The organism is Bacillus sp. RC252 (assembly GCF_044909215.1).
Lineage (GTDB): Bacteria > Bacillota > Bacilli > Bacillales > Bacillaceae_G > Bacillus_A > Bacillus_A mycoides.
Genome location: NZ_JBIYDV010000001.1, coordinates 71,502 through 88,371, shown reverse-complemented (window position 1 = coordinate 88,371; position 16,870 = coordinate 71,502). Strand labels below are relative to the sequence as shown.

The 16,870-nt window shown below is 36.1% G+C and carries 24 protein-coding genes and 1 riboswitch; of the genes, 21 read left to right on the top strand and 3 right to left on the bottom strand.

The features are described from left to right. Positions 1–3 precede the first annotated feature (3 nt). The 3 genes from ABH960_RS00535 to ABH960_RS00525 all read left to right on the top strand — a co-directional run bounded on the left by ABH960_RS00535 (position 4) and on the right by ABH960_RS00525 (position 1,256). Entirely contained in the window at positions 4–561 is a 558-nt protein-coding gene (locus ABH960_RS00535; protein WP_404441929.1) for a TetR/AcrR family transcriptional regulator, read from the top strand. 183 nt (positions 562–744) lie between these two features. Next, positions 745–972, top strand: a complete 228-nt coding sequence (locus tag ABH960_RS00530) for a helix-turn-helix transcriptional regulator (RefSeq protein WP_404442592.1) — start codon at positions 745–747, stop codon at positions 970–972. Then, on the top strand, positions 969–1,256 hold the full coding sequence (locus tag ABH960_RS00525) for a DUF2178 domain-containing protein (RefSeq protein ID WP_404441927.1): 288 nt from the start codon (positions 969–971) through the stop codon (positions 1,254–1,256). Before ABH960_RS00530 ends, ABH960_RS00525 begins: the two co-directional genes overlap by 4 nt. Positions 1,257–1,314: 58 nt before the next feature. Here the strand turns inward: ABH960_RS00525 and ABH960_RS00520 are convergent, their stop codons facing one another. Then, on the bottom strand, positions 1,315–1,443 hold the full coding sequence (locus ABH960_RS00520; protein ID WP_404441925.1) for a hypothetical protein: 129 nt from the start codon (positions 1,441–1,443) through the stop codon (positions 1,315–1,317). Positions 1,444–1,483: 40 nt separating this feature from the next. Then, positions 1,484–1,726 (bottom strand): hypothetical protein, encoded by a 243-nt coding sequence (locus ABH960_RS00515; RefSeq protein WP_219301032.1) that lies wholly within the window; start codon positions 1,724–1,726, stop codon positions 1,484–1,486. 215 nt (positions 1,727–1,941) lie between these two features. On the opposite strand from ABH960_RS00515, the gene ABH960_RS00510 reads away from it, so the two are divergent. From ABH960_RS00510 to ABH960_RS00495, 4 genes are all read left to right on the top strand, one after another. Next, positions 1,942–2,127, top strand: coding sequence for a hypothetical protein (locus tag ABH960_RS00510; protein ID WP_201034464.1), 186 nt, complete (start codon positions 1,942–1,944; stop codon positions 2,125–2,127). A gap of 13 nt (positions 2,128–2,140) precedes the next feature. Then, entirely contained in the window at positions 2,141–2,389 is a 249-nt protein-coding gene (locus ABH960_RS00505; protein ID WP_002015950.1) for a spore coat protein, read from the top strand. 246 nt (positions 2,390–2,635) lie between these two features. Next, positions 2,636–3,586 carry an L-lactate dehydrogenase gene (locus tag ABH960_RS00500; RefSeq protein WP_431182324.1) on the top strand — a complete coding sequence of 317 codons (951 nt, stop codon included), beginning with the start codon at positions 2,636–2,638 and terminating at the stop codon, positions 3,584–3,586. Between the two features lie 22 nt (positions 3,587–3,608). Further along, positions 3,609–4,622 (top strand): PTS sugar transporter subunit IIC, encoded by a 1,014-nt coding sequence (locus tag ABH960_RS00495; protein WP_404441922.1) that lies wholly within the window; start codon positions 3,609–3,611, stop codon positions 4,620–4,622. Between the two features lie 53 nt (positions 4,623–4,675). Here the strand turns inward: ABH960_RS00495 and ABH960_RS00490 are convergent, their stop codons facing one another. Beyond that, positions 4,676–5,323 (bottom strand): phosphatase PAP2 family protein, encoded by a 648-nt coding sequence (locus ABH960_RS00490; protein WP_002129758.1) that lies wholly within the window; start codon positions 5,321–5,323, stop codon positions 4,676–4,678. A gap of 144 nt (positions 5,324–5,467) precedes the next feature. Between ABH960_RS00490 and ABH960_RS00485 the strand changes: the two genes are divergently transcribed. From ABH960_RS00485 to sufU, 14 genes are all read left to right on the top strand, one after another. Next, positions 5,468–5,995: a hypothetical protein gene (locus ABH960_RS00485; RefSeq protein ID WP_404441920.1), complete on the top strand. Its 528-nt coding sequence runs from the start codon at positions 5,468–5,470 to the stop codon at positions 5,993–5,995. 640 nt (positions 5,996–6,635) lie between these two features. Then, entirely contained in the window at positions 6,636–7,001 is a 366-nt protein-coding gene (locus tag ABH960_RS00480) for an arsenate reductase family protein (RefSeq protein WP_002129756.1), read from the top strand. A gap of 41 nt (positions 7,002–7,042) precedes the next feature. After that, the gene (gene gcvH / locus ABH960_RS00475; RefSeq protein ID WP_000026895.1) at positions 7,043–7,426 is read left to right on the top strand and encodes a glycine cleavage system protein GcvH; all 384 of its coding nucleotides are present in this window, start codon (positions 7,043–7,045) and stop codon (positions 7,424–7,426) included. A 372-nt stretch (positions 7,427–7,798) separates the two neighbouring features. Next, positions 7,799–8,143, top strand: coding sequence for a toprim domain-containing protein (locus ABH960_RS00470; protein ID WP_000640865.1), 345 nt, complete (start codon positions 7,799–7,801; stop codon positions 8,141–8,143). A 3-nt stretch (positions 8,144–8,146) separates the two neighbouring features. Next, positions 8,147–8,455 carry a thioredoxin family protein gene (locus ABH960_RS00465; protein WP_002015940.1) on the top strand — a complete coding sequence of 103 codons (309 nt, stop codon included), beginning with the start codon at positions 8,147–8,149 and terminating at the stop codon, positions 8,453–8,455. A gap of 152 nt (positions 8,456–8,607) precedes the next feature. Continuing rightward, positions 8,608–8,952 carry a hypothetical protein gene (locus ABH960_RS00460; protein WP_002015939.1) on the top strand — a complete coding sequence of 115 codons (345 nt, stop codon included), beginning with the start codon at positions 8,608–8,610 and terminating at the stop codon, positions 8,950–8,952. A gap of 125 nt (positions 8,953–9,077) precedes the next feature. Further along, positions 9,078–9,185, top strand: a riboswitch (SAM riboswitch). A gap of 308 nt (positions 9,186–9,493) precedes the next feature. Beyond that, positions 9,494–10,519, top strand: a complete 1,026-nt coding sequence (locus tag ABH960_RS00455; RefSeq protein ID WP_061673671.1) for a methionine ABC transporter ATP-binding protein — start codon at positions 9,494–9,496, stop codon at positions 10,517–10,519. Next, positions 10,512–11,177: a methionine ABC transporter permease gene (locus ABH960_RS00450; protein ID WP_002129754.1), complete on the top strand. Its 666-nt coding sequence runs from the start codon at positions 10,512–10,514 to the stop codon at positions 11,175–11,177. Before ABH960_RS00455 ends, ABH960_RS00450 begins: the two co-directional genes overlap by 8 nt. A 22-nt stretch (positions 11,178–11,199) precedes the next feature. Beyond that, on the top strand, positions 11,200–12,012 hold the full coding sequence (gene metQ, locus ABH960_RS00445) for a methionine ABC transporter substrate-binding lipoprotein MetQ (protein ID WP_002015935.1): 813 nt from the start codon (positions 11,200–11,202) through the stop codon (positions 12,010–12,012). Between the two features lie 71 nt (positions 12,013–12,083). Then, a complete protein-coding gene (gene metQ / locus ABH960_RS00440; RefSeq protein ID WP_003192184.1) occupies positions 12,084–12,890 on the top strand; it encodes a methionine ABC transporter substrate-binding lipoprotein MetQ in 807 nt (268 codons plus the stop codon). Between the two features lie 237 nt (positions 12,891–13,127). After that, positions 13,128–13,913, top strand: a complete 786-nt coding sequence (gene sufC, locus ABH960_RS00435) for a Fe-S cluster assembly ATPase SufC (RefSeq protein ID WP_002015933.1) — start codon at positions 13,128–13,130, stop codon at positions 13,911–13,913. Between the two features lie 15 nt (positions 13,914–13,928). Beyond that, entirely contained in the window at positions 13,929–15,221 is a 1,293-nt protein-coding gene (gene sufD, locus ABH960_RS00430; protein ID WP_002015931.1) for a Fe-S cluster assembly protein SufD, read from the top strand. Beyond that, a complete protein-coding gene (gene sufS, locus ABH960_RS00425; protein WP_002015930.1) occupies positions 15,221–16,441 on the top strand; it encodes a cysteine desulfurase SufS in 1,221 nt (406 codons plus the stop codon). The genes sufD and sufS overlap by 1 nt, the downstream gene beginning before the upstream one ends. After that, entirely contained in the window at positions 16,431–16,862 is a 432-nt protein-coding gene (gene sufU / locus ABH960_RS00420) for a Fe-S cluster assembly sulfur transfer protein SufU (protein ID WP_002089369.1), read from the top strand. The genes sufS and sufU overlap by 11 nt, the downstream gene beginning before the upstream one ends. Positions 16,863–16,870: the final 8 nt, after the last annotated feature.

Below are 16,870 nucleotides of genomic sequence, written 5' to 3'. Positions count from 1 at the left end.
TTTATGTCACCGAGAATCGGACTTACATTACAGAAAATTGTAGAAACAGCGGCCGAAATTGCAGATACAAATGGAATACAAGAAGTAACGTTAGCTTCATTAGCACAAAGGTTAGGGATACGTTCTCCCTCGCTATACAATCATGTGAAAGGTTTACAAGATGTACGGAAAAATCTTGGTATTTACGGAATAAAACAGCTGCATAACAGACTGGAAGAAGCGGCTGAGGGTAAACGTATGGATGAAGCAGTTCATGCTTTAGGAGAAGCGTATGTAGCATTCGTACGCAAACATCCTGGATTGTATGAAGCAACTTTTTTACGAGATGAAGAAGTAAGAAAAGCAGGTGACGGAATTGTAAAGCTTTGTCTTCATGTTTTACAACAATACGGCTTAGAAGGAGAGAATGCACTTCATGCGACACGTGGATTCAGAAGTATTTGTCATGGGTTTGCGTCGATTGAACAGCAGGGTGGATTTGGTTTGCCGCTAGATTTAGATACAAGTTTACATGTGTTATTGGAAACGTTTATTAAAGGATTACATGTAATGAGAGATTGAATAGGAAGCGAGACACCCGGAAACCTTAGAATCGATTCTAAGGTTTTTTAATGCATATGATTTTAAAAGAACGGTAGGTGGGAGGATTAAAGTTTTACTTTACTAATGTTAAAAATAGTTTATATGATGTTAAAAATAAATTACAATAAAAATATAGAAAATAATGTAAAACGAGGAGAGGTTATGAAACAGAGTGGGAATTTACAAAATAATCTCATTGTACTTAGAGCAGAAAAACGCTGGTCACAAACGGATTTAGCGAACAAAGCTGGGGTAAGTAGACAAACGATCGCCTCAATTGAAGCGAATCGTTACAATCCATCTTTAATTTTAGCTTTTGAAATTGCGCATATTTTAGGTAAGGAGTTTCATGAAGTTTTTCAATATAAGATAGAGGGGGAAACGGAATGAGTATTGTAATAGGGATAATAATCTCAATAGCAGGACTGATAGGTGTTTTATATTCAACACGTTTTCAGAAGAATGAAGGGGAAGATGAAAGAGGCGAGCATATTACAGGGAATGCAGCTAAAATTTCATTGTTTGTATTTTTATTTCTATATTTAGTTATCTTTTTAATTGGGAATCTATATTCATTGACAGGCGAACAGTATAAGTTAGCAAATGCATTTTTATTAGCTGGAGTACTTTGTTCGTATGCTTTAACTATCGTAGTTTTGAAAAGAAAATATTAACTGGAAAAGAGCTGTTTTACATATGTATTTGTAAACGGCTCTTTTTAGTTAAATGATATTATTTTGCAGGCTTTAGAAATGTATGTATTGCTAATAAGAAGTTGAAAAACATAAATACGAAAGGGTCTTGGCTTGGATTCGGATCATAATTTTTTTGAGTGTTTGTAAGGAAGTTATGGATTTTCATAGTCATTGCTCCTTTGTATGTAGATAAATTGGTAAGAGGTTTATAAAATCGTGATTTTAATTAAACTAACACTTACTAATAGAGTCGCACTAATAAATATTAGGAAAAATGTATTGTTACGATTTTTATAATTGTTAAGTGCTATAAATAAGAAACAAATGAGAAATAACATATGTAACGGTATAGAAGTGAGTAATGGCTTTGAAGTTAATATATCAATTAATAATTTCATATATAGGATTGCATAAACAATAAAGAAGATAACTTTAAACTTTTTTTGCATAAGCATACCTTCTTAATATGGTTTATTTGTTAGCAGATGTTACAATTCCTATTTTAAACATTCGTATTATTCTGTTATTATAACAAAAATTCATTTAAATAAATAGATGTAGTTGGTTGGAGTATGAAAGGGATTTAAAAAAGTTTTTAATGAATATGATTTAAAAAGAATCAAATAATAAATGATGAATGAACAAAGAAAGGCGGGTATGTTCTATGCAAAACTTAACAGAGCTTGAAGTAGAAAACTTACGTCATTTAATTGGTGGACATGCGACGATTATTAACAAATTGGACCAGTATGCACAGGCTTGTACAGATCCACAGCTAAAGCAAATGCTACAAAAGGATGCACAAGATGCACGAAATACGAAACAGCAATTAATGAATTTTCTAGGATAGGAGGAAGAGGGAAATGAATGAAAAAGATATGGTAAATGATTATTTAGCAGGGTTAAATTCAAGTTTAACAAGTTATGCAAATTATATTTCTCAGTCTGATAATGAACAGTTACATCAAACGTTAATTCAAATTCGTAATCAAGATGAGATGCGTCAACGTAATATGTATGAATACGCAAAGCAAAAGAGTTATTACAAACCGGCAGCACCTGCTAATCCAATGATTGTACAGCAATTAAAAAGTCAATTAAGTGCGGAATAGTGTGATGAATGAAACGAGCGAATGGATTCGCTCGTTTTTTTGTTTGGTATATGTCAATAAATACATAAAAAATATTTTTTCAGTTGTAACAAATATGACGAAAATCGAATATAACAATTCACAAAAAGGACAAAAGTTTGTTCAATGTTTCACAAAGTATCCATGGTTTCTATCGTGGGAATCTTTATAATTAGGAGTGTAAAGAACAAAAGAAATAGATTACATGATCGATTAGGAGAGATTGCTATGAATAGAAACACAAGAAAAATTGCAATTATTGGTACTGGATTAGTTGGATCGAGCTGTGCGTATTCAATTGTGAATCAAGGCATATGTGAAGAATTATTATTAATTGATATAAATCATGAACGAGCAGTTGGAGAAGCGATGGATTTATCACATTGCATTAACTTTACAAATACAAGAACAAAAGTATATGCAGGAAGTTATGAAGACTGCAAAGATATGGACATTGTAATTATTACAGCAGGACCAGCGCCAAAACCTGGACAAAGCCGTTTAGACACTTTAGGAGCAAGTGCAAAGATTATGGAAAGCATTGTTGGCGGCGTAATGGAAAGTGGATTTGATGGCATTTTCTTACTCGCATCGAACCCAGTTGACATTATTACATATCAAGTGTGGAAGTTATCTGGATTACCTAGAAATCGTGTGATTGGTACAGGTACATCACTAGATTCTTCTCGCTTAAGAACAATTTTATCTGAAATGTTACATGTAGATCCTCGTAGTATTCATGGGTATTCATTAGGAGAACATGGTGATTCTCAAATGGTTGCTTGGTCTCACGTAACTGTTGGTGGAAAGTCGATTTTACAAATTTTAGAAGAGAAAAAAGACCAATTTGGTGAAATAGATTTAGATGAAATTGTTGAGAAGACTGCAAAAGCTGGATGGGAAATTTATAAGCGCAAAGGAACTACTTATTACGGAATCGGAAATTCTTTAGCTTATATTGCTCGCTCAATTTTCAATGATGATCACCGTGTTATCGCTGTTTCAGCCATTTTAGATGGTGAATATGGCGAATACGATATTTGTACAGGAGTACCAGCAATTATTACTAGAGATGGTATAAGAGAAGTGGTAGAACTAAACTTATCAGAAGATGAAGAAAGTCGCTTTGCAAAATCAAACGATGTTTTACGCGATTATATGAAAACAATTGGTTACTAAATTATAGGAGAAGGTGAAACAAATGAAGGAATATATAATGTCTCGTGTGTTTAAAGCTTCAGCCGGAATCGCACAGGGTATTTTCGTATCCCTTGGAATTGGTTTACTGATCGAAAATATAGGAAGAATTGTTGATCTCCCATTACTTATTACAATCGGAGTTGTTGCAAAATCACTTATGGCACCAGCAATTGGAGCCGGGATTGCCTTTATGCTCGGTGCAAACGGACTCGTAATTTTCTCAGCGATGGTAGCTGGAGCAATTGGAGCTGGTTCAATTTCAATTACTGAAGCTGGTCTCATCATTAAAACAGGTGAACCAATCGGTGCATTATTAACAGCGACTTTAGCAGTTTATATTGGTAAACGATTAAGTGGAAAAACTGCTTTAGATATGATGCTCGTTCCATTTGCAGCAATATTAGGTTCTGGTTTAGTCGGTATTTGGTTAGCTCAAAATATTAGCCCAGTTTTAAATACAGTTGGAGCATTCATTAAAGATAGTTCAGCTGGTAGCCCGTTTATCGCTTCTATCGTGATTGCTGTAGTTTGGGGATTGTTACTTATCTCTCCAGCTTCATCAGCTGCGTTAGCAATAGCACTTAGTTTAGACGGCGTTGCAGGCGGTGCAGCACTTGCAGGATGTGTTGCTCAATTTATCGGATTCTCTGTTATTTCAGCGAAAGAAAATAACTTAGGTGGCATATTAGCCCAGGCACTTTGTACTCCAAAAGTGCAGTTACCGAACATTACTAAAAATCCAATGATTCTCGTCCCAACTGTCGTCGCCAGTGCAATAGTTGGCCCAGTATCGGCACTAATTTTCCAACTGGAAGCAGGAAAAGAAATTGCAGGTCTTGGATTAAGCTCTCTTATAGCTCCAATTAATTTAATTTCCAGCCAAGGGTGGGAAGTTGTCCCAGCGATGGTAATCACTTATATCATCATTCCAGTAGCTGTTTCTTATATACTTTACATTGCTCTTAAAAAAGCAGGTCGTATTCATTCTGGTGACATGACTGTACCACAATCTTAATTTGAAAATCTCCTTAATATAGAGAAAAGCAGACTGAAGCCACAGTCTGCTTTTTACATTTTTTGATTTTGTTTTACTGGAACACGTACTGTTTCTTTTGCTAATAATAGCTGAACACCAAAGTATAGTACGCTTGCAAGCGTCATTCCAGAAATAGCGTCTACAAATGCATGCTGCTTCGTAAATAATGTTGATAAAATAATAAGCGTACCGAAGAAAGTAAGGATGTAATATTCCAAAGTATGCTGTTCTCTACGCTTAAAGGCAGCTAACATAATTACAAATGTCGTAAGGACATGAATGCTTGGGAAGCAGTTTACTGGATGATCAATACTATAAATATAGCGGACTAGTTCGGAAAATACATCTGTTCCAACGACGGTTGGGCGTGGTACAGTTGTCTGCCAAAAAAAATAAATCGAAAAACAAGCAAGTTTTCCAAGAATTACACTACTTAAAGTGACATAATATTGCTTTCGATCAGCAAAACAGTAATAAATAAGTGCACCGTATAAGTATGGAAACCAAAGTAAGTAAGGAATAATAAATGCTTTGACAAATGGAATCCAATCATCTACTACAGTTGTGACATCTACTGCGTGAACAGTAGATTTATTTAATACATCGTAAAGGGGACTTACGAGTACGAGTAGAAGTATATAACTTAACGGAAGAAGAGATGAAAGTTTAAATTTCTTCATGATAATCTCCTATGTTTTAGTAATGTAAATAAATTCAATTGATTATAATATAGAAAATCCAATTGGGCTATCGATTTTACTTACATTTTCTTGAATTCACCTTACATTTTTGTCACTTGACTTAAAAGAGGGGGAGGGTGCTATATGAAGCGTTCACTGTATTTCTTAGTTTTTATATTGTTATGCCTGGTGAGTACTGGGTGTGCAAAAGATAAAGAAGGAGAGAATTTAGAATATAACGGGAGAGCACTCGTCATTGGAGTTGTTGGTGAAAAGCCGAAAGATACATTTAGAAATATAAAGTTTGAAAAAGTGACGTTAGAAGAACTGAAAAAGGAATCTGGAGCAGTAGATGGTTTTCTAATAATGAAAGAGCACTTTCAAGAAGCTTCGAAAGAGCAGTATAAAGATGTATTTTCATCGCTAAAGAAACCAGTGTTTTTTATTGGTTTACAAGATAAATCATATTCAACTTTTATTACAAAAGGGATAGAGTATAACAGTGCACGAAAAGATGTAAATGCTATGTACGCGCAAGGTTTTGCAAATATTGGAAGTGGCGAAGGGCAACAATGGGGAGTAGGTTTATCGAATGGTGGAAATACAGAAGAAAGTATTCATAATATGTATATAGTAGTATTTCAAACCATTTCGGACTATTTAAGTCGATGATGAAGGAGCCTGTAAAAGGGCTTCTTATTTTTTAAATAAAGTGAAACTTTAATCAGTGGGGGTTTTGTCCAGCCCCCCACTGATTATTAGCCCGCACCAATCGGGCTCTTACGGGCAGTTATCTCCCACCTAACTTCCTCCCATTTGCCGAAATTCGAGGTGGGAGTCTTACTGCCCGCAAATAGCGGGATAAACGTTTGTTTAAGATATATGTTCGGTATAGAAAATCATGTATTCCAAAGGTGATATAGAAAAACATGAAATTAATCAAACGTTTGTTTAAGAGGTATGTTCGGTATGGAAGAATTCATGTATTCCAAAGGTTGTGGTAGAAAAACATGAAATTAATCAAACGTTTGTTTAAGGTATATGTTCGGTATAAAAGAATCTACGTATTCCGAAGGGTGAGGTAGAAAAATATGAAATTAATCAAACGTTTGTTTAAGATATATGTTCGGCGTGGGATGAGAAAAAATTATATATTTAATTTTTCTTAATAAATGGCGGAAAAATAAGAAAAATTAGCAGGATTATTAAAAATTATCACGAAATAAGTAAAAGTTTAGCGAATAATCGTTTGAAATAATAAAATGTTTTCTATATGATAAAGGTAAAGGTTAGTAAAAAAGTAGGTGAATTTATGACAGTAACATTTTATTCATATCCAAAATGTGGCACATGTCAAAAAGCAAAGAAATGGTTTGAGGCAAACGATGTAGCATATGAGATGATTCATATTGTTGAAAATCCACCGTCAAAAGAAGATTTACGTAATTTACATGAGAAAAGTGAATTACCATTAAAAAAATTCTTTAATACAAGTGGAATGCGTTACCGCGAACTTGGTTTAAAAGATAAGTTAAAGGATGCAAGCGAAGACGAAATGTACGAGCTTTTAGCATCTGATGGCATGTTAATTAAACGTCCAATTGTAACAGATGGAACGAGTGTAACACTTGGTTTTAACGAAGAGCAGTTTGAAAGTGTGTGGAAAAAGTACCAATAAGGTATTTTTACATAATTAATACATTCACTGGAGGTACAGTCATGAGCATTCCAAATAATTTACGTTACTCTGAAGAACACGAATGGGTAAAAACAGAAGGTAATGCGGTTGTTATCGGTATTACTCATTTTGCGCAAGGTGAGTTAGGCGATATCGTATTCGTTGAACTTCCTGAAGTAGGTGCAACAATCCAAGCTGACGAGCCATTCGGAAGCGTAGAATCTGTTAAAACAGTTTCTGAATTATACGCACCTGTAAGTGGTAAAGTTGTAGCAGTAAACGAAGAATTAAGTGACCAACCAGAACTAGTTAACGAATCTCCATACGAGGGTGCATGGATGGTTAAAGTTGAACTTTCTGATGCAAGCCAAGTTGAGAAGTTATTAACTGCAGAAAAATATGCGGAAATGACAAACCAAGACTAATTATAGTCGAAGAAAAAGGACAGCCTTTGTGCTGTCCTTTTTTATGTTGTGTACATAATGAATTTAAAAACATATATATTAATTATTATGTAGGAGAACGTTTTTGAAAAACTTTTTTCATGGAGGCTTCATGCTGAGCAAGCCGCTTCCGCTTTTCATTGTCTAGTTCCACCTCCTAGCCCTTCATGTCTAAGAACCTTCCGTACGAGAAGACAAAAAGCGTCTTCTGTGCGAAAGAACCTTAGCCAACAGGGCTAAACAGTCGGTTCCGCTTTTCTTTTGCAAAAATAAACAGGAAACAACATGAAAATAACGAATATACTATATACTAAGTTAAAGGTTGTATAGTATATGGTGATCGGGTGATGACATATGATTTATGTGGAAAAAGTCATTATTGTAGAAGGTAAATCGGATAGAAGAAAGATTGAATCTATTATTCGTGAACCAGTGGAAATTGTTTGTACAAATGGTACAATTGGTTTGTCGAAAATGGATGAGCTCATTGATCAATTTTTTGATAAGGACGTATATGTGCTAGTGGATGCTGATGATGCAGGAGAAAAGTTAAGGAAACAATTCCGAAAAGAATTTCCGCAAGCAGAGCATATTTATATTGATCGCTCGTATCGCGAGGTGGCGACTGCACCTTCTTCACATTTAGCAAATGTATTATGGGGAGCAGACATTGACGTTTATACAGAATATTTACGGTAAGGAATGATAGAAGTGATTGATTGGACAGGTGCCGAAGCTACAGCCCTAATAGGAAATGAAGAAAAAACAGTGTTATATGTGTATACACCAATGTGTGGAACATGCCAATTGGCAAAGAAGATGTTAACGGTCGTTGAGATGACGATTGAAGATTTAAAAATTGGAATGTTAGATTTAAATTATGCCCCACATTTAGCGAAAGAGTATGGGATAGAAAGTGTACCGTGTTTACTTATTTTTGAAAATGGGACACTGATGAAGAAAATATATGCATTTCATTCGGTTGAATATTTATATACGGAATTAAAGTAGGCGGCAAAGTTTTTGCCGCCTCGACATATTTCTTGGGAAATATGTCGACATGCATGATAGATACAGTATTTGTCGAGCGAAAATAACAGGATTGCCCTTTAATAAGAGGGAATGGTATGTAATAGAAAGTGATATGAGGGATGTGGTTTAGGATGAAATTATATTCTTTGCTTCAATCATTTGTAAATTACGCTAATGGTCAATATCATTTAGAACCGCTTTTAAGGCAAGGAGAAAGAACTGTTAATTTTCGTTTTGGAGATGAATGCTGTTCGTTACAAATTTCAAGAGATTATATAGAACTTTTGAAAGAGGCGAGAGGAACGGAACAAATCGTTTGTTTAGAGGAAGAGGATGTACAAAAATTAGTGACTGGAAATATGAGGTTGCAAAAGTTAATGAGTGATGGACGGGTACAATATTCTGGAACGTATCGAACGATGTTATTAGTTGAATCGATGTTTCATATATGTAAACCGATGTCAGTCGGAGCTTAAAATTCTGAAGTTTCTTTTTTTACGAAAATTTCTGTTGACAGAGCGTGTGGATATTGATACAATTCAATTCATAAAATATAGACAATTTTATAAATTTTAAATCAGACGAAAATTTAATCTGATTTCTCTTATTAAGAGAGGTGGAGGGACTGTGCCCTGTGAAGCCCGGCAACCGTCAACTTATGTTGAAATGGTGCCAATTCCTGCAAAGCAAATGCTTTGAGAGATGAGAGAGAGGGATAATGTTGTTATATACGCATATAAACCTTTCTGCTTCTCTAGAAGCGGAAAGGTTTTTTGTTGTTTGAATGCGGAGGACATTCAAATAATAAGAGGAGCTATAACGATGGACTACACGCATGAAAAATAAAAAAATGCGGAGTCTATCCAAAGTTTTATGAAATCCAGCTCCAGCGGCTAGAACAGTCGGTCGTTTCATCCCTTCCTATGAGGCAAAAAGCGCCTCTACGTCTGGGATTCCAACGCCCTCTTGTTCTAAACGAGCCGCTTACGCTTTTTAAACAAAAAAGGGGTGAACATCATGATTTTATTAGAAAATGTAAAGAAAATATATAAGGCAAAAAGCGGTGATGTCACTGCTGTAGATAACGCCAACTTACAAATAGAGAAAGGCGAAATATTTGGTGTTATCGGATATAGTGGCGCTGGGAAAAGTTCGTTAATCAGATTGTTTAATCAGTTAGAGAAACCAACTTCTGGCCAAATTACAATTGCGAATCGTGTGATTTCAGCGATTACTGGAAATGAACTTCGTAAGGCAAGACAAGAAATCGGAATGATTTTTCAGCATTTCAACTTACTTTGGTCACGAACTGTGCGTGAAAATATCGCATTCCCACTTGAAATTGCAGGTGTCGATAAGGCGGAGAGAAGAAAACGTGTCGATGAGTTAATTCATCTTGTTGGATTAGAAGGAAGAGGAGACGCGTACCCATCTCAGCTAAGTGGTGGACAAAAGCAGCGCGTCGGGATTGCAAGAGCGTTAGCAAATAATCCACAAGTACTTTTATGTGATGAAGCAACGTCAGCTCTTGATCCGGAAACGACAGATCAAATTTTAGATTTATTGTTAGATATTAATAAGCGTCTCGGCTTAACAATTGTATTGATTACGCATGAGATGCACGTTATTCGCAAAATTTGTAATCGAGTTGCTGTAATGGAGAAAGGGAAGATCGTAGAAACGGGTCCAGTACTTGACGTATTCCGTAATCCACAGCAAGACATTACAAAACGATTTGTACAGCAGTTAACAGATTCTGAAGATACAAATGAAACGATTGAAAGTTTAATAGAAAAGTATCCAGATGGAAAAGTAATTCGTTTGCAGTTTGTCGGTGAAGCGGTAGAAAGACCGGTACTTCAAAGGTTAATGCAGCGCGGTGATATAGAAGTTAGCATTTTGCAAGGAAATATCGCGCAAACGAATAACGGATCTTACGGGAGTTTAGTCGTTCATTTAAATGGTGAAGAAACAGCGATCCAGCAAGCAATAGAAGGGATTCATCAAGATCAAGTAGAGCTGGAGGTGATTGCACATGGATAAGTTAATCGCAAATATTGATTGGAATCAAATGTTAGAAGCAACTGGTGAAACGTTATATATGACGGCAATCGCAGCACTTGCCACATTTGTTTTAGGACTTATTTTAGGACTATTACTCTTTATGACAGCGAAAGATAATTTATGGGAAAATAAAGCGATTAATACGGTGATTGGAGCGTTCGTAAACATTTTCCGTTCTATACCGTTCATCATTTTAATTATTTTATTAATCCCGTTCACAAAGATTCTTCTTGGAACAATACTCGGAGCGAGTGCAGCGCTGCCAGCTTTAATTATTGGAGCGGCACCATTTTACGCGAGAATGGTTGAAATCGCGCTTCGTGAGATTGATAAAGGTGTAATTGAAGCTTCAAAAGCGATGGGAGCAAAAACAAGCACAATTATTTTGAAGGTGTTAATTCCAGAATCGTTACCAGCGTTAGTATCTGGTATTACGGTTACGACTATTGCTTTAGTAGGCTATACAGCAATGGCAGGTGTTGTTGGTGCTGGTGGTCTTGGAACACTTGCTTACTTAGAGGGATTCCAGCGTGGAAATAACGATGTAACAATCGTTGCGACAATTTGTGTATTACTCGTTGTATTTTTAATTCAGTGGATTGGTGATAGTTTAACGACTCGAATAGATAAAAGATAATGAAAACAGGGGGATATTTTAAATGAAAAAATTATTACTTACAGCACTTATTTCAACTTCAATTTTTGGGTTAGCTGCTTGTGGCGGGAAAGATAAAGATGAAAAGAAACTTGTTGTTGGTGCTTCTAACGTACCGCACGCTGAAATTTTAGAAAAGGCAAAACCGTTACTTGAGAAAAAAGGAATTGAGTTAGAAATTAAAAAATTCCAAGACTACGTGTTACCGAATAAATCGTTAGCAGATAAAGAATTAGATGCAAACTACTTTCAGCACATTCCGTATTTAGAAAAAGAGATCAAAGATAAGAAATATGATTTTGAAATAGCAGGAAAAATTCATTTAGAACCGATTGGTGTGTATTCTCAAAAATATAAGAGCTTAAAAGAACTTCCAAACGGGGCGACAATTATTATGAGTAATTCTGTTACTGATCATGGTCGTGGTTTAGCAATTTTACAAAAAGAAGGCATTTTAAAAATTAAAGACGGAGTAGAGCCAGTTAAAGCAACTCCAAAAGATATTGCGGATAATCCGAAAAACTTAAAGTTCAAAACAGATATCGAGCCTGGGTTATTGCCACAAGTGTATAACAATAAAGAAGGCGATGCGGTTCTAATTAATTCTAACTATGCAATTGATGCGAAATTAAACCCAGAAAAAGACGCGATTGCAATTGAAGGAAATGATTCTCCATACGCAAACGTAGTAGCTGTTCGTAAAGGCGATAAAGATAAAAAAGAGATTAAAGCTCTTATAGAAGTACTGCATTCTAAAGAAATTGAAGACTTTATTACTAAAGAATATAAAGGGGCAGTTGTTCCTGTAAAAGAATAATTGCGGAAAAAGGGCTGGTGTATGCCGGTCCTTTTTTTACTACATAACTATAGGGGAGAAGGGGACATCATATGAAAAAGATTCTATTGTCAGTTGTTACAGCACTGTCTGTATTTACATTAGCTGCTTGCGGGGGGAAAGATGAGAATAAGCTTGTCGTTGGCGCTTCTAATATACCGCACGCTGTTATTTTAGAAAAGGCACAGCCAATATTAGAGAAAAAGGGCATTAAGTTAGAGATAAAAAAATTCCAGGATTATGTTTTACCAAATAAGGCATTAGCTGATAAAGAAATCGATGCAAATTATTTTCAACATATCCCTTATTTAGATAAAGAGATTCAAGAAAAAGGATACAAAATTGTAAATGCAGGAAAAATTCATTTAGAGCCAATGGGCATTTATTCTAAGAAATATAAAAGCTTAAAAGAACTTCCAGATGGCGGAACAGTTATTATGAGTAATAACGTAGCGGAGCGTGGTCGTATGCTCGCATTGTTACAAAAAGGCGGCGCTATTAAATTAAAAGACGGTGTAGATGTTGTTAAAGCAACAGTAAAAGATGTTGTAGAAAATCCGAAAAATTTAAAGTTTAAAACAGATGTAGAACCTGGACTTTCACCGAAGCTGTACGAAAACAATGAAGGTGATGCTTTATTTATTAATTCAAACTACGCAATTGATGCGAAATTAAATCCAACAAAGGATGCAATTGCAATTGAAGGATCAGACTCTCCTTATGCAAATATTATCGCAGTTCGTAAAGGTGACGAGAAGAAAAAAGAAATTAAAGAGTTAGTAGATGTATTGCATTCAAAAGAAATTCAAGACTTTATCAATAAAGAATATAAAGGTGCTGTACTTCCAGTAAATGAATAAGTGCAGGAAAGGATTGGGAAATTCCCAGTCCTTTTTTCTTTATATATATAAGAAGAAAAGTGTATCATATAAGGATGCAAGGGAAATACTTATATACATTTGTGAAAAAATTGTTACTTTTTTTCGTCGTTTGCGATATCATTTTATTTGCTATAAGATTAGAATGAGAATAAAATGAGAATATGAACGTTTTAGTAATTTTTAAAATGTATATAGAGGATTAATGGAGGTATTGAGATGGCTGGTTCTACATTAACGGTTAAAGACTTACACGTATCAATCGACGGTAAAGAAATTTTAAAAGGTGTAAACCTTGAAGTAAAAGGTGGAGAAATCCACGCAATTATGGGACCTAACGGAACAGGTAAATCAACTTTATCTTCTGCGATTATGGGTCACCCAAAGTATGAAGTAACAGAAGGTAGCATCATCATCGACGGTGAAGATGTATTAGAAATGGAAGTAGACGAGCGCGCACTAGCAGGTCTATTCTTAGCAATGCAATATCCAAGTGAAATTAGCGGAGTAACAAACGCTGACTTCTTACGTTCTGCAATTAATGCACGTCGTGAAGAAGGCGAAGAAATTTCTCTTATGAAATTTATCCGTACATTAGATAAAAACATGGAATTCCTAGAAATGGATCCAGAAATGGCACAACGTTACTTAAACGAAGGTTTCTCTGGCGGTGAGAAAAAACGTAATGAGATTCTTCAATTAATGATGATCGAGCCAAAAATTGCAATCTTAGATGAAATCGACTCAGGTCTTGATATCGATGCATTAAAAGTTGTATCTAAAGGTATTAACCAAATGCGCGGCGAAGAGTTCGGCTGCCTAATGATTACGCATTACCAACGTTTATTAAACTACATCACTCCAGACTTCGTTCACGTTATGATGAACGGTCGTATCGTTAAATCTGGTGGCCCTGAGCTTGCTCAACGTCTAGAAGCTGAAGGTTACGACTGGATTAAAAAAGAATTAGGTATTGAAGACGAAACAGCAGAGCAAGAAGCGTAAGAGAGGAGCATAAACATGACAATCGGTACATTACCTTTCGATCAAGAAACAATCCGTCAGCGCGCAAGCGAAGTAAACGAAGCTGCTTGGTTGACTGAGTTCCGCTTACAAGCTCTTGCACAAGCAACTGAACTTCCAATGCCAACGCCTGATAAAACGAAAATTGAAAAATGGGACTTTATCGGAAAAGGCGACGCTGCTAAGCAAGAGCCTGTAAGTTCTTTAACAGAGCTTCCAGAAGCAGTGAAAAACTTAATCGATGAAAATAACAGCGTATTAGTACAACGTACTGGTACAACTGCTTTCGTTTCTTTAGCAGACGAAGCGAAAGAAAAAGGTGTTATTTTTACAGACATCGTAACAGCTGCAACAGAGCATGCTGAACTAGTACAAAAGTACTTAATGAAAGACGGCGTGAAAGTAGACGAGCATCGTCTAACTGCACTTCATGCTGCATTAATCAACGGCGGTGCATTCGTATATGTTCCGAAAAACGTTGTTCTTGAAACTCCACTTCAAGCTGTATTCTTAGTAGACGGCGAAGAAGCTAACGTATATAACCACGTATTATTCGTAGCTGATGCGAACAGTACTGCAACATATGTAGAAAACTACGTTGCAAATGAAAATGCTAAAGGTATTGCAAATATCGTAGCAGAAGTAATCGTGGAACAAGGCGCACAAGTGAAATTTGGTGCGGTTGATCTATTAGCAAAAGACGTAACAACTTACGTTAACCGCCGCGGCATTGTTGGACGCGACGGCCGTATTGATTGGGCTCTAGGCCTAATGAATGACGGAAATACAATCTCAGAGAACGTTACGAACTTAATGGGCGACGGATCATTTGCTGATACAAAAACAGTAACAATTGGCCGTGGTAACCAAACACAAAACTTTACAACTAAAGTTGTTCATTTCGGTAAACACTCTGAAGGTTGGATTTTAAAACACGGAGTACAAAAAGATAGTGCAACATCTATCTTTAATGGAATTGGTAAGATTGAACACGGTGCATCTAAATCAAATGCACAACAATCTTCTCGCGTTCTTATGTTAGACGAGAAAGCTCGCGGTGATGCAAACCCAATTCTTTTAATCGATGAAGATGATGTAATGGCAGGTCACGCAGCTTCAGTAGGCCGCGTAGATCCATACCAATTATACTACTTGATGAGCCGTGGGATTCCAAAACGCGAAGCAGAACGTTTAGTCATCCATGGATTCTTAGCACCTGTAGTAAATGAGCTTCCAATTGAAGGAGTAAAAGCACAGCTTGTTGAGGTAATTGAAAGGAAAGTTCGCTAATGAATATTCATGAAATACGCAAACAGTTTCCAATTCTTGATCAAAAAGTGAACGGCAAACAACTTGTTTATTTCGATAGTGCAGCAACTTCTCAAAAACCAATTCAAGTCATTGAAACGTTAGAACGTTATTATAAAGAATATAATTCTAACGTGCATCGCGGTGTTCATACGCTCGGTACGAAAGCTACCGACGCGTATGAAGGTGCACGTGAGAAAGTTCGCAAGTTTATTAATGCGAAATCAATGGAAGAGATTATTTTCACGCGCGGAACGACAACTGCATTAAATACAGTAGCAGCTAGCTATGGTCTTGATAATGTAAAAGAAGGCGATGAAATCGTCATCTCTTACATGGAGCACCATAGTAACATCATTCCGTGGCAACAAGTTGCGAAGAAAACTGGTGCAACTTTAAAATACCTTCCGCTTCAACTAGACGGTACAATTTCTTTAGAAGATGTTCGTCAAACAGTTACACCGAATACAAAAATCGTTTCTATCATGCACGTTTCTAACGTACTTGGAACGATTAACCCTGTAAAAGAAATCGGAGCAATCGCACATGAAAACGGTGCAATCATGATCGTTGATGGAGCACAAAGTGCACCTCATATGAAAGTGGATGTACAAGATTTAAACTGTGATTTCTACGCATTATCTGCTCATAAGATGTGCGGACCAACAGGTGTCGGCGTATTATATGGTAAGAAAGAATTGCTAAACAATATGGAACCAATTGAATTTGGTGGTGAAATGATTGATTTCGTAGACTTACAAGAGTCTACTTGGAAAGAGCTTCCGTGGAAGTTCGAAGCAGGTACACCGATTATCGGTAATGCAATCGGACTTGGTGCGGCAATTGATTTCCTAGAAGAAATCGGTCTTCATAATATTGAAAAGCATGAACATGAATTAGCGCAATACGCTTTAGAGAGACTATCAGAAGTAGATGGCGTTACAATTTATGGTCCAAAGCATCGCGCTGGTCTAGTTACATTTAATATTGAAGACGTACATCCTCACGATGTAGCAACTGTATTAGATGTAGAAGGCATTGCGGTTCGCGCAGGACATCACTGTGCACAACCACTTATGAAGTGGCTAAAAGCTTCTTCTACAGCACGTGCGAGCTTCTATTTATATAATACAAAAGAAGAAATTGATACATTTGTTGAATCGCTAATCAAGACAAAGGAGTATTTCACAAATGTCATTTAATAATTTAGATACGTTATATCGTCAAGTTATTATGGATCATTATAAAAATCCTCGTAACCATGGCGTGTTAGAAGATAGTGTTACCGTTAACTTGAACAATCCAACTTGCGGCGATCGTATTCAACTTACGATGAAAGTAGAAGAGGGTATTGTACAAGAAGCGAAGTTTGAAGGCGAAGGATGTTCAATTTCAATGTCTTCAGCTTCAATGATGACACAAGCAGTAAAAGGAAAGAAAATCGAAGAGGCTCTTAAGCTTTCTAAAATTTTCTCTGACATGATGCTAGGAAAAGAGTATGATGACAGCATTGATTTAGGAGATATTGAAGCATTACAAGGCGTATGCAAGTTCCCGGCACGTATTAAATGTGCAACATTAGCGTGGAAAGCGTTAGAAAAGGGCTTAAACGAAGATAAGTAATGTTAAAG

What these genes read in the sequence shown, in the direction of transcription:
- metQ (WP_002015935.1), top strand. Translation starts at nt 11,200, where the DNA reads ATGAAAAAATTATTACTTACAGCACTTATTTCAACTTCAATTTTTGGG.
- ABH960_RS00490 (WP_002129758.1), bottom strand. Translation starts at nt 5,323, where the DNA reads ATGAAGAAATTTAAACTTTCATCTCTTCTTCCGTTAAGTTATATACTT.
- ABH960_RS00465 (WP_002015940.1), top strand. Translation starts at nt 8,147, where the DNA reads ATGATAGAAGTGATTGATTGGACAGGTGCCGAAGCTACAGCCCTAATA.
- ABH960_RS00515 (WP_219301032.1), bottom strand. Translation starts at nt 1,726, where the DNA reads ATGCAAAAAAAGTTTAAAGTTATCTTCTTTATTGTTTATGCAATCCTA.
- ABH960_RS00455 (WP_061673671.1), top strand. Translation starts at nt 9,494, where the DNA reads ATGATTTTATTAGAAAATGTAAAGAAAATATATAAGGCAAAAAGCGGT.
- ABH960_RS00535 (WP_404441929.1), top strand. Translation starts at nt 4, where the DNA reads ATGTCACCGAGAATCGGACTTACATTACAGAAAATTGTAGAAACAGCG.
- ABH960_RS00505 (WP_002015950.1), top strand. Translation starts at nt 2,141, where the DNA reads ATGAATGAAAAAGATATGGTAAATGATTATTTAGCAGGGTTAAATTCA.
- sufS (WP_002015930.1), top strand. Translation starts at nt 15,221, where the DNA reads ATGAATATTCATGAAATACGCAAACAGTTTCCAATTCTTGATCAAAAA.
- sufD (WP_002015931.1), top strand. Translation starts at nt 13,929, where the DNA reads ATGACAATCGGTACATTACCTTTCGATCAAGAAACAATCCGTCAGCGC.
- ABH960_RS00450 (WP_002129754.1), top strand. Translation starts at nt 10,512, where the DNA reads ATGGATAAGTTAATCGCAAATATTGATTGGAATCAAATGTTAGAAGCA.
- sufC (WP_002015933.1), top strand. Translation starts at nt 13,128, where the DNA reads ATGGCTGGTTCTACATTAACGGTTAAAGACTTACACGTATCAATCGAC.
- ABH960_RS00500 (WP_431182324.1), top strand. Translation starts at nt 2,636, where the DNA reads ATGAATAGAAACACAAGAAAAATTGCAATTATTGGTACTGGATTAGTT.
- ABH960_RS00520 (WP_404441925.1), bottom strand. Translation starts at nt 1,443, where the DNA reads ATGAAAATCCATAACTTCCTTACAAACACTCAAAAAAATTATGATCCG.
- gcvH (WP_000026895.1), top strand. Translation starts at nt 7,043, where the DNA reads ATGAGCATTCCAAATAATTTACGTTACTCTGAAGAACACGAATGGGTA.
- ABH960_RS00470 (WP_000640865.1), top strand. Translation starts at nt 7,799, where the DNA reads ATGATTTATGTGGAAAAAGTCATTATTGTAGAAGGTAAATCGGATAGA.
- ABH960_RS00510 (WP_201034464.1), top strand. Translation starts at nt 1,942, where the DNA reads ATGCAAAACTTAACAGAGCTTGAAGTAGAAAACTTACGTCATTTAATT.
- ABH960_RS00495 (WP_404441922.1), top strand. Translation starts at nt 3,609, where the DNA reads ATGAAGGAATATATAATGTCTCGTGTGTTTAAAGCTTCAGCCGGAATC.
- ABH960_RS00460 (WP_002015939.1), top strand. Translation starts at nt 8,608, where the DNA reads ATGAAATTATATTCTTTGCTTCAATCATTTGTAAATTACGCTAATGGT.
- sufU (WP_002089369.1), top strand. Translation starts at nt 16,431, where the DNA reads ATGTCATTTAATAATTTAGATACGTTATATCGTCAAGTTATTATGGAT.
- ABH960_RS00530 (WP_404442592.1), top strand. Translation starts at nt 745, where the DNA reads ATGAAACAGAGTGGGAATTTACAAAATAATCTCATTGTACTTAGAGCA.
- ABH960_RS00525 (WP_404441927.1), top strand. Translation starts at nt 969, where the DNA reads ATGAGTATTGTAATAGGGATAATAATCTCAATAGCAGGACTGATAGGT.
- ABH960_RS00480 (WP_002129756.1), top strand. Translation starts at nt 6,636, where the DNA reads ATGACAGTAACATTTTATTCATATCCAAAATGTGGCACATGTCAAAAA.
- metQ (WP_003192184.1), top strand. Translation starts at nt 12,084, where the DNA reads ATGAAAAAGATTCTATTGTCAGTTGTTACAGCACTGTCTGTATTTACA.
- ABH960_RS00485 (WP_404441920.1), top strand. Translation starts at nt 5,468, where the DNA reads ATGAAGCGTTCACTGTATTTCTTAGTTTTTATATTGTTATGCCTGGTG.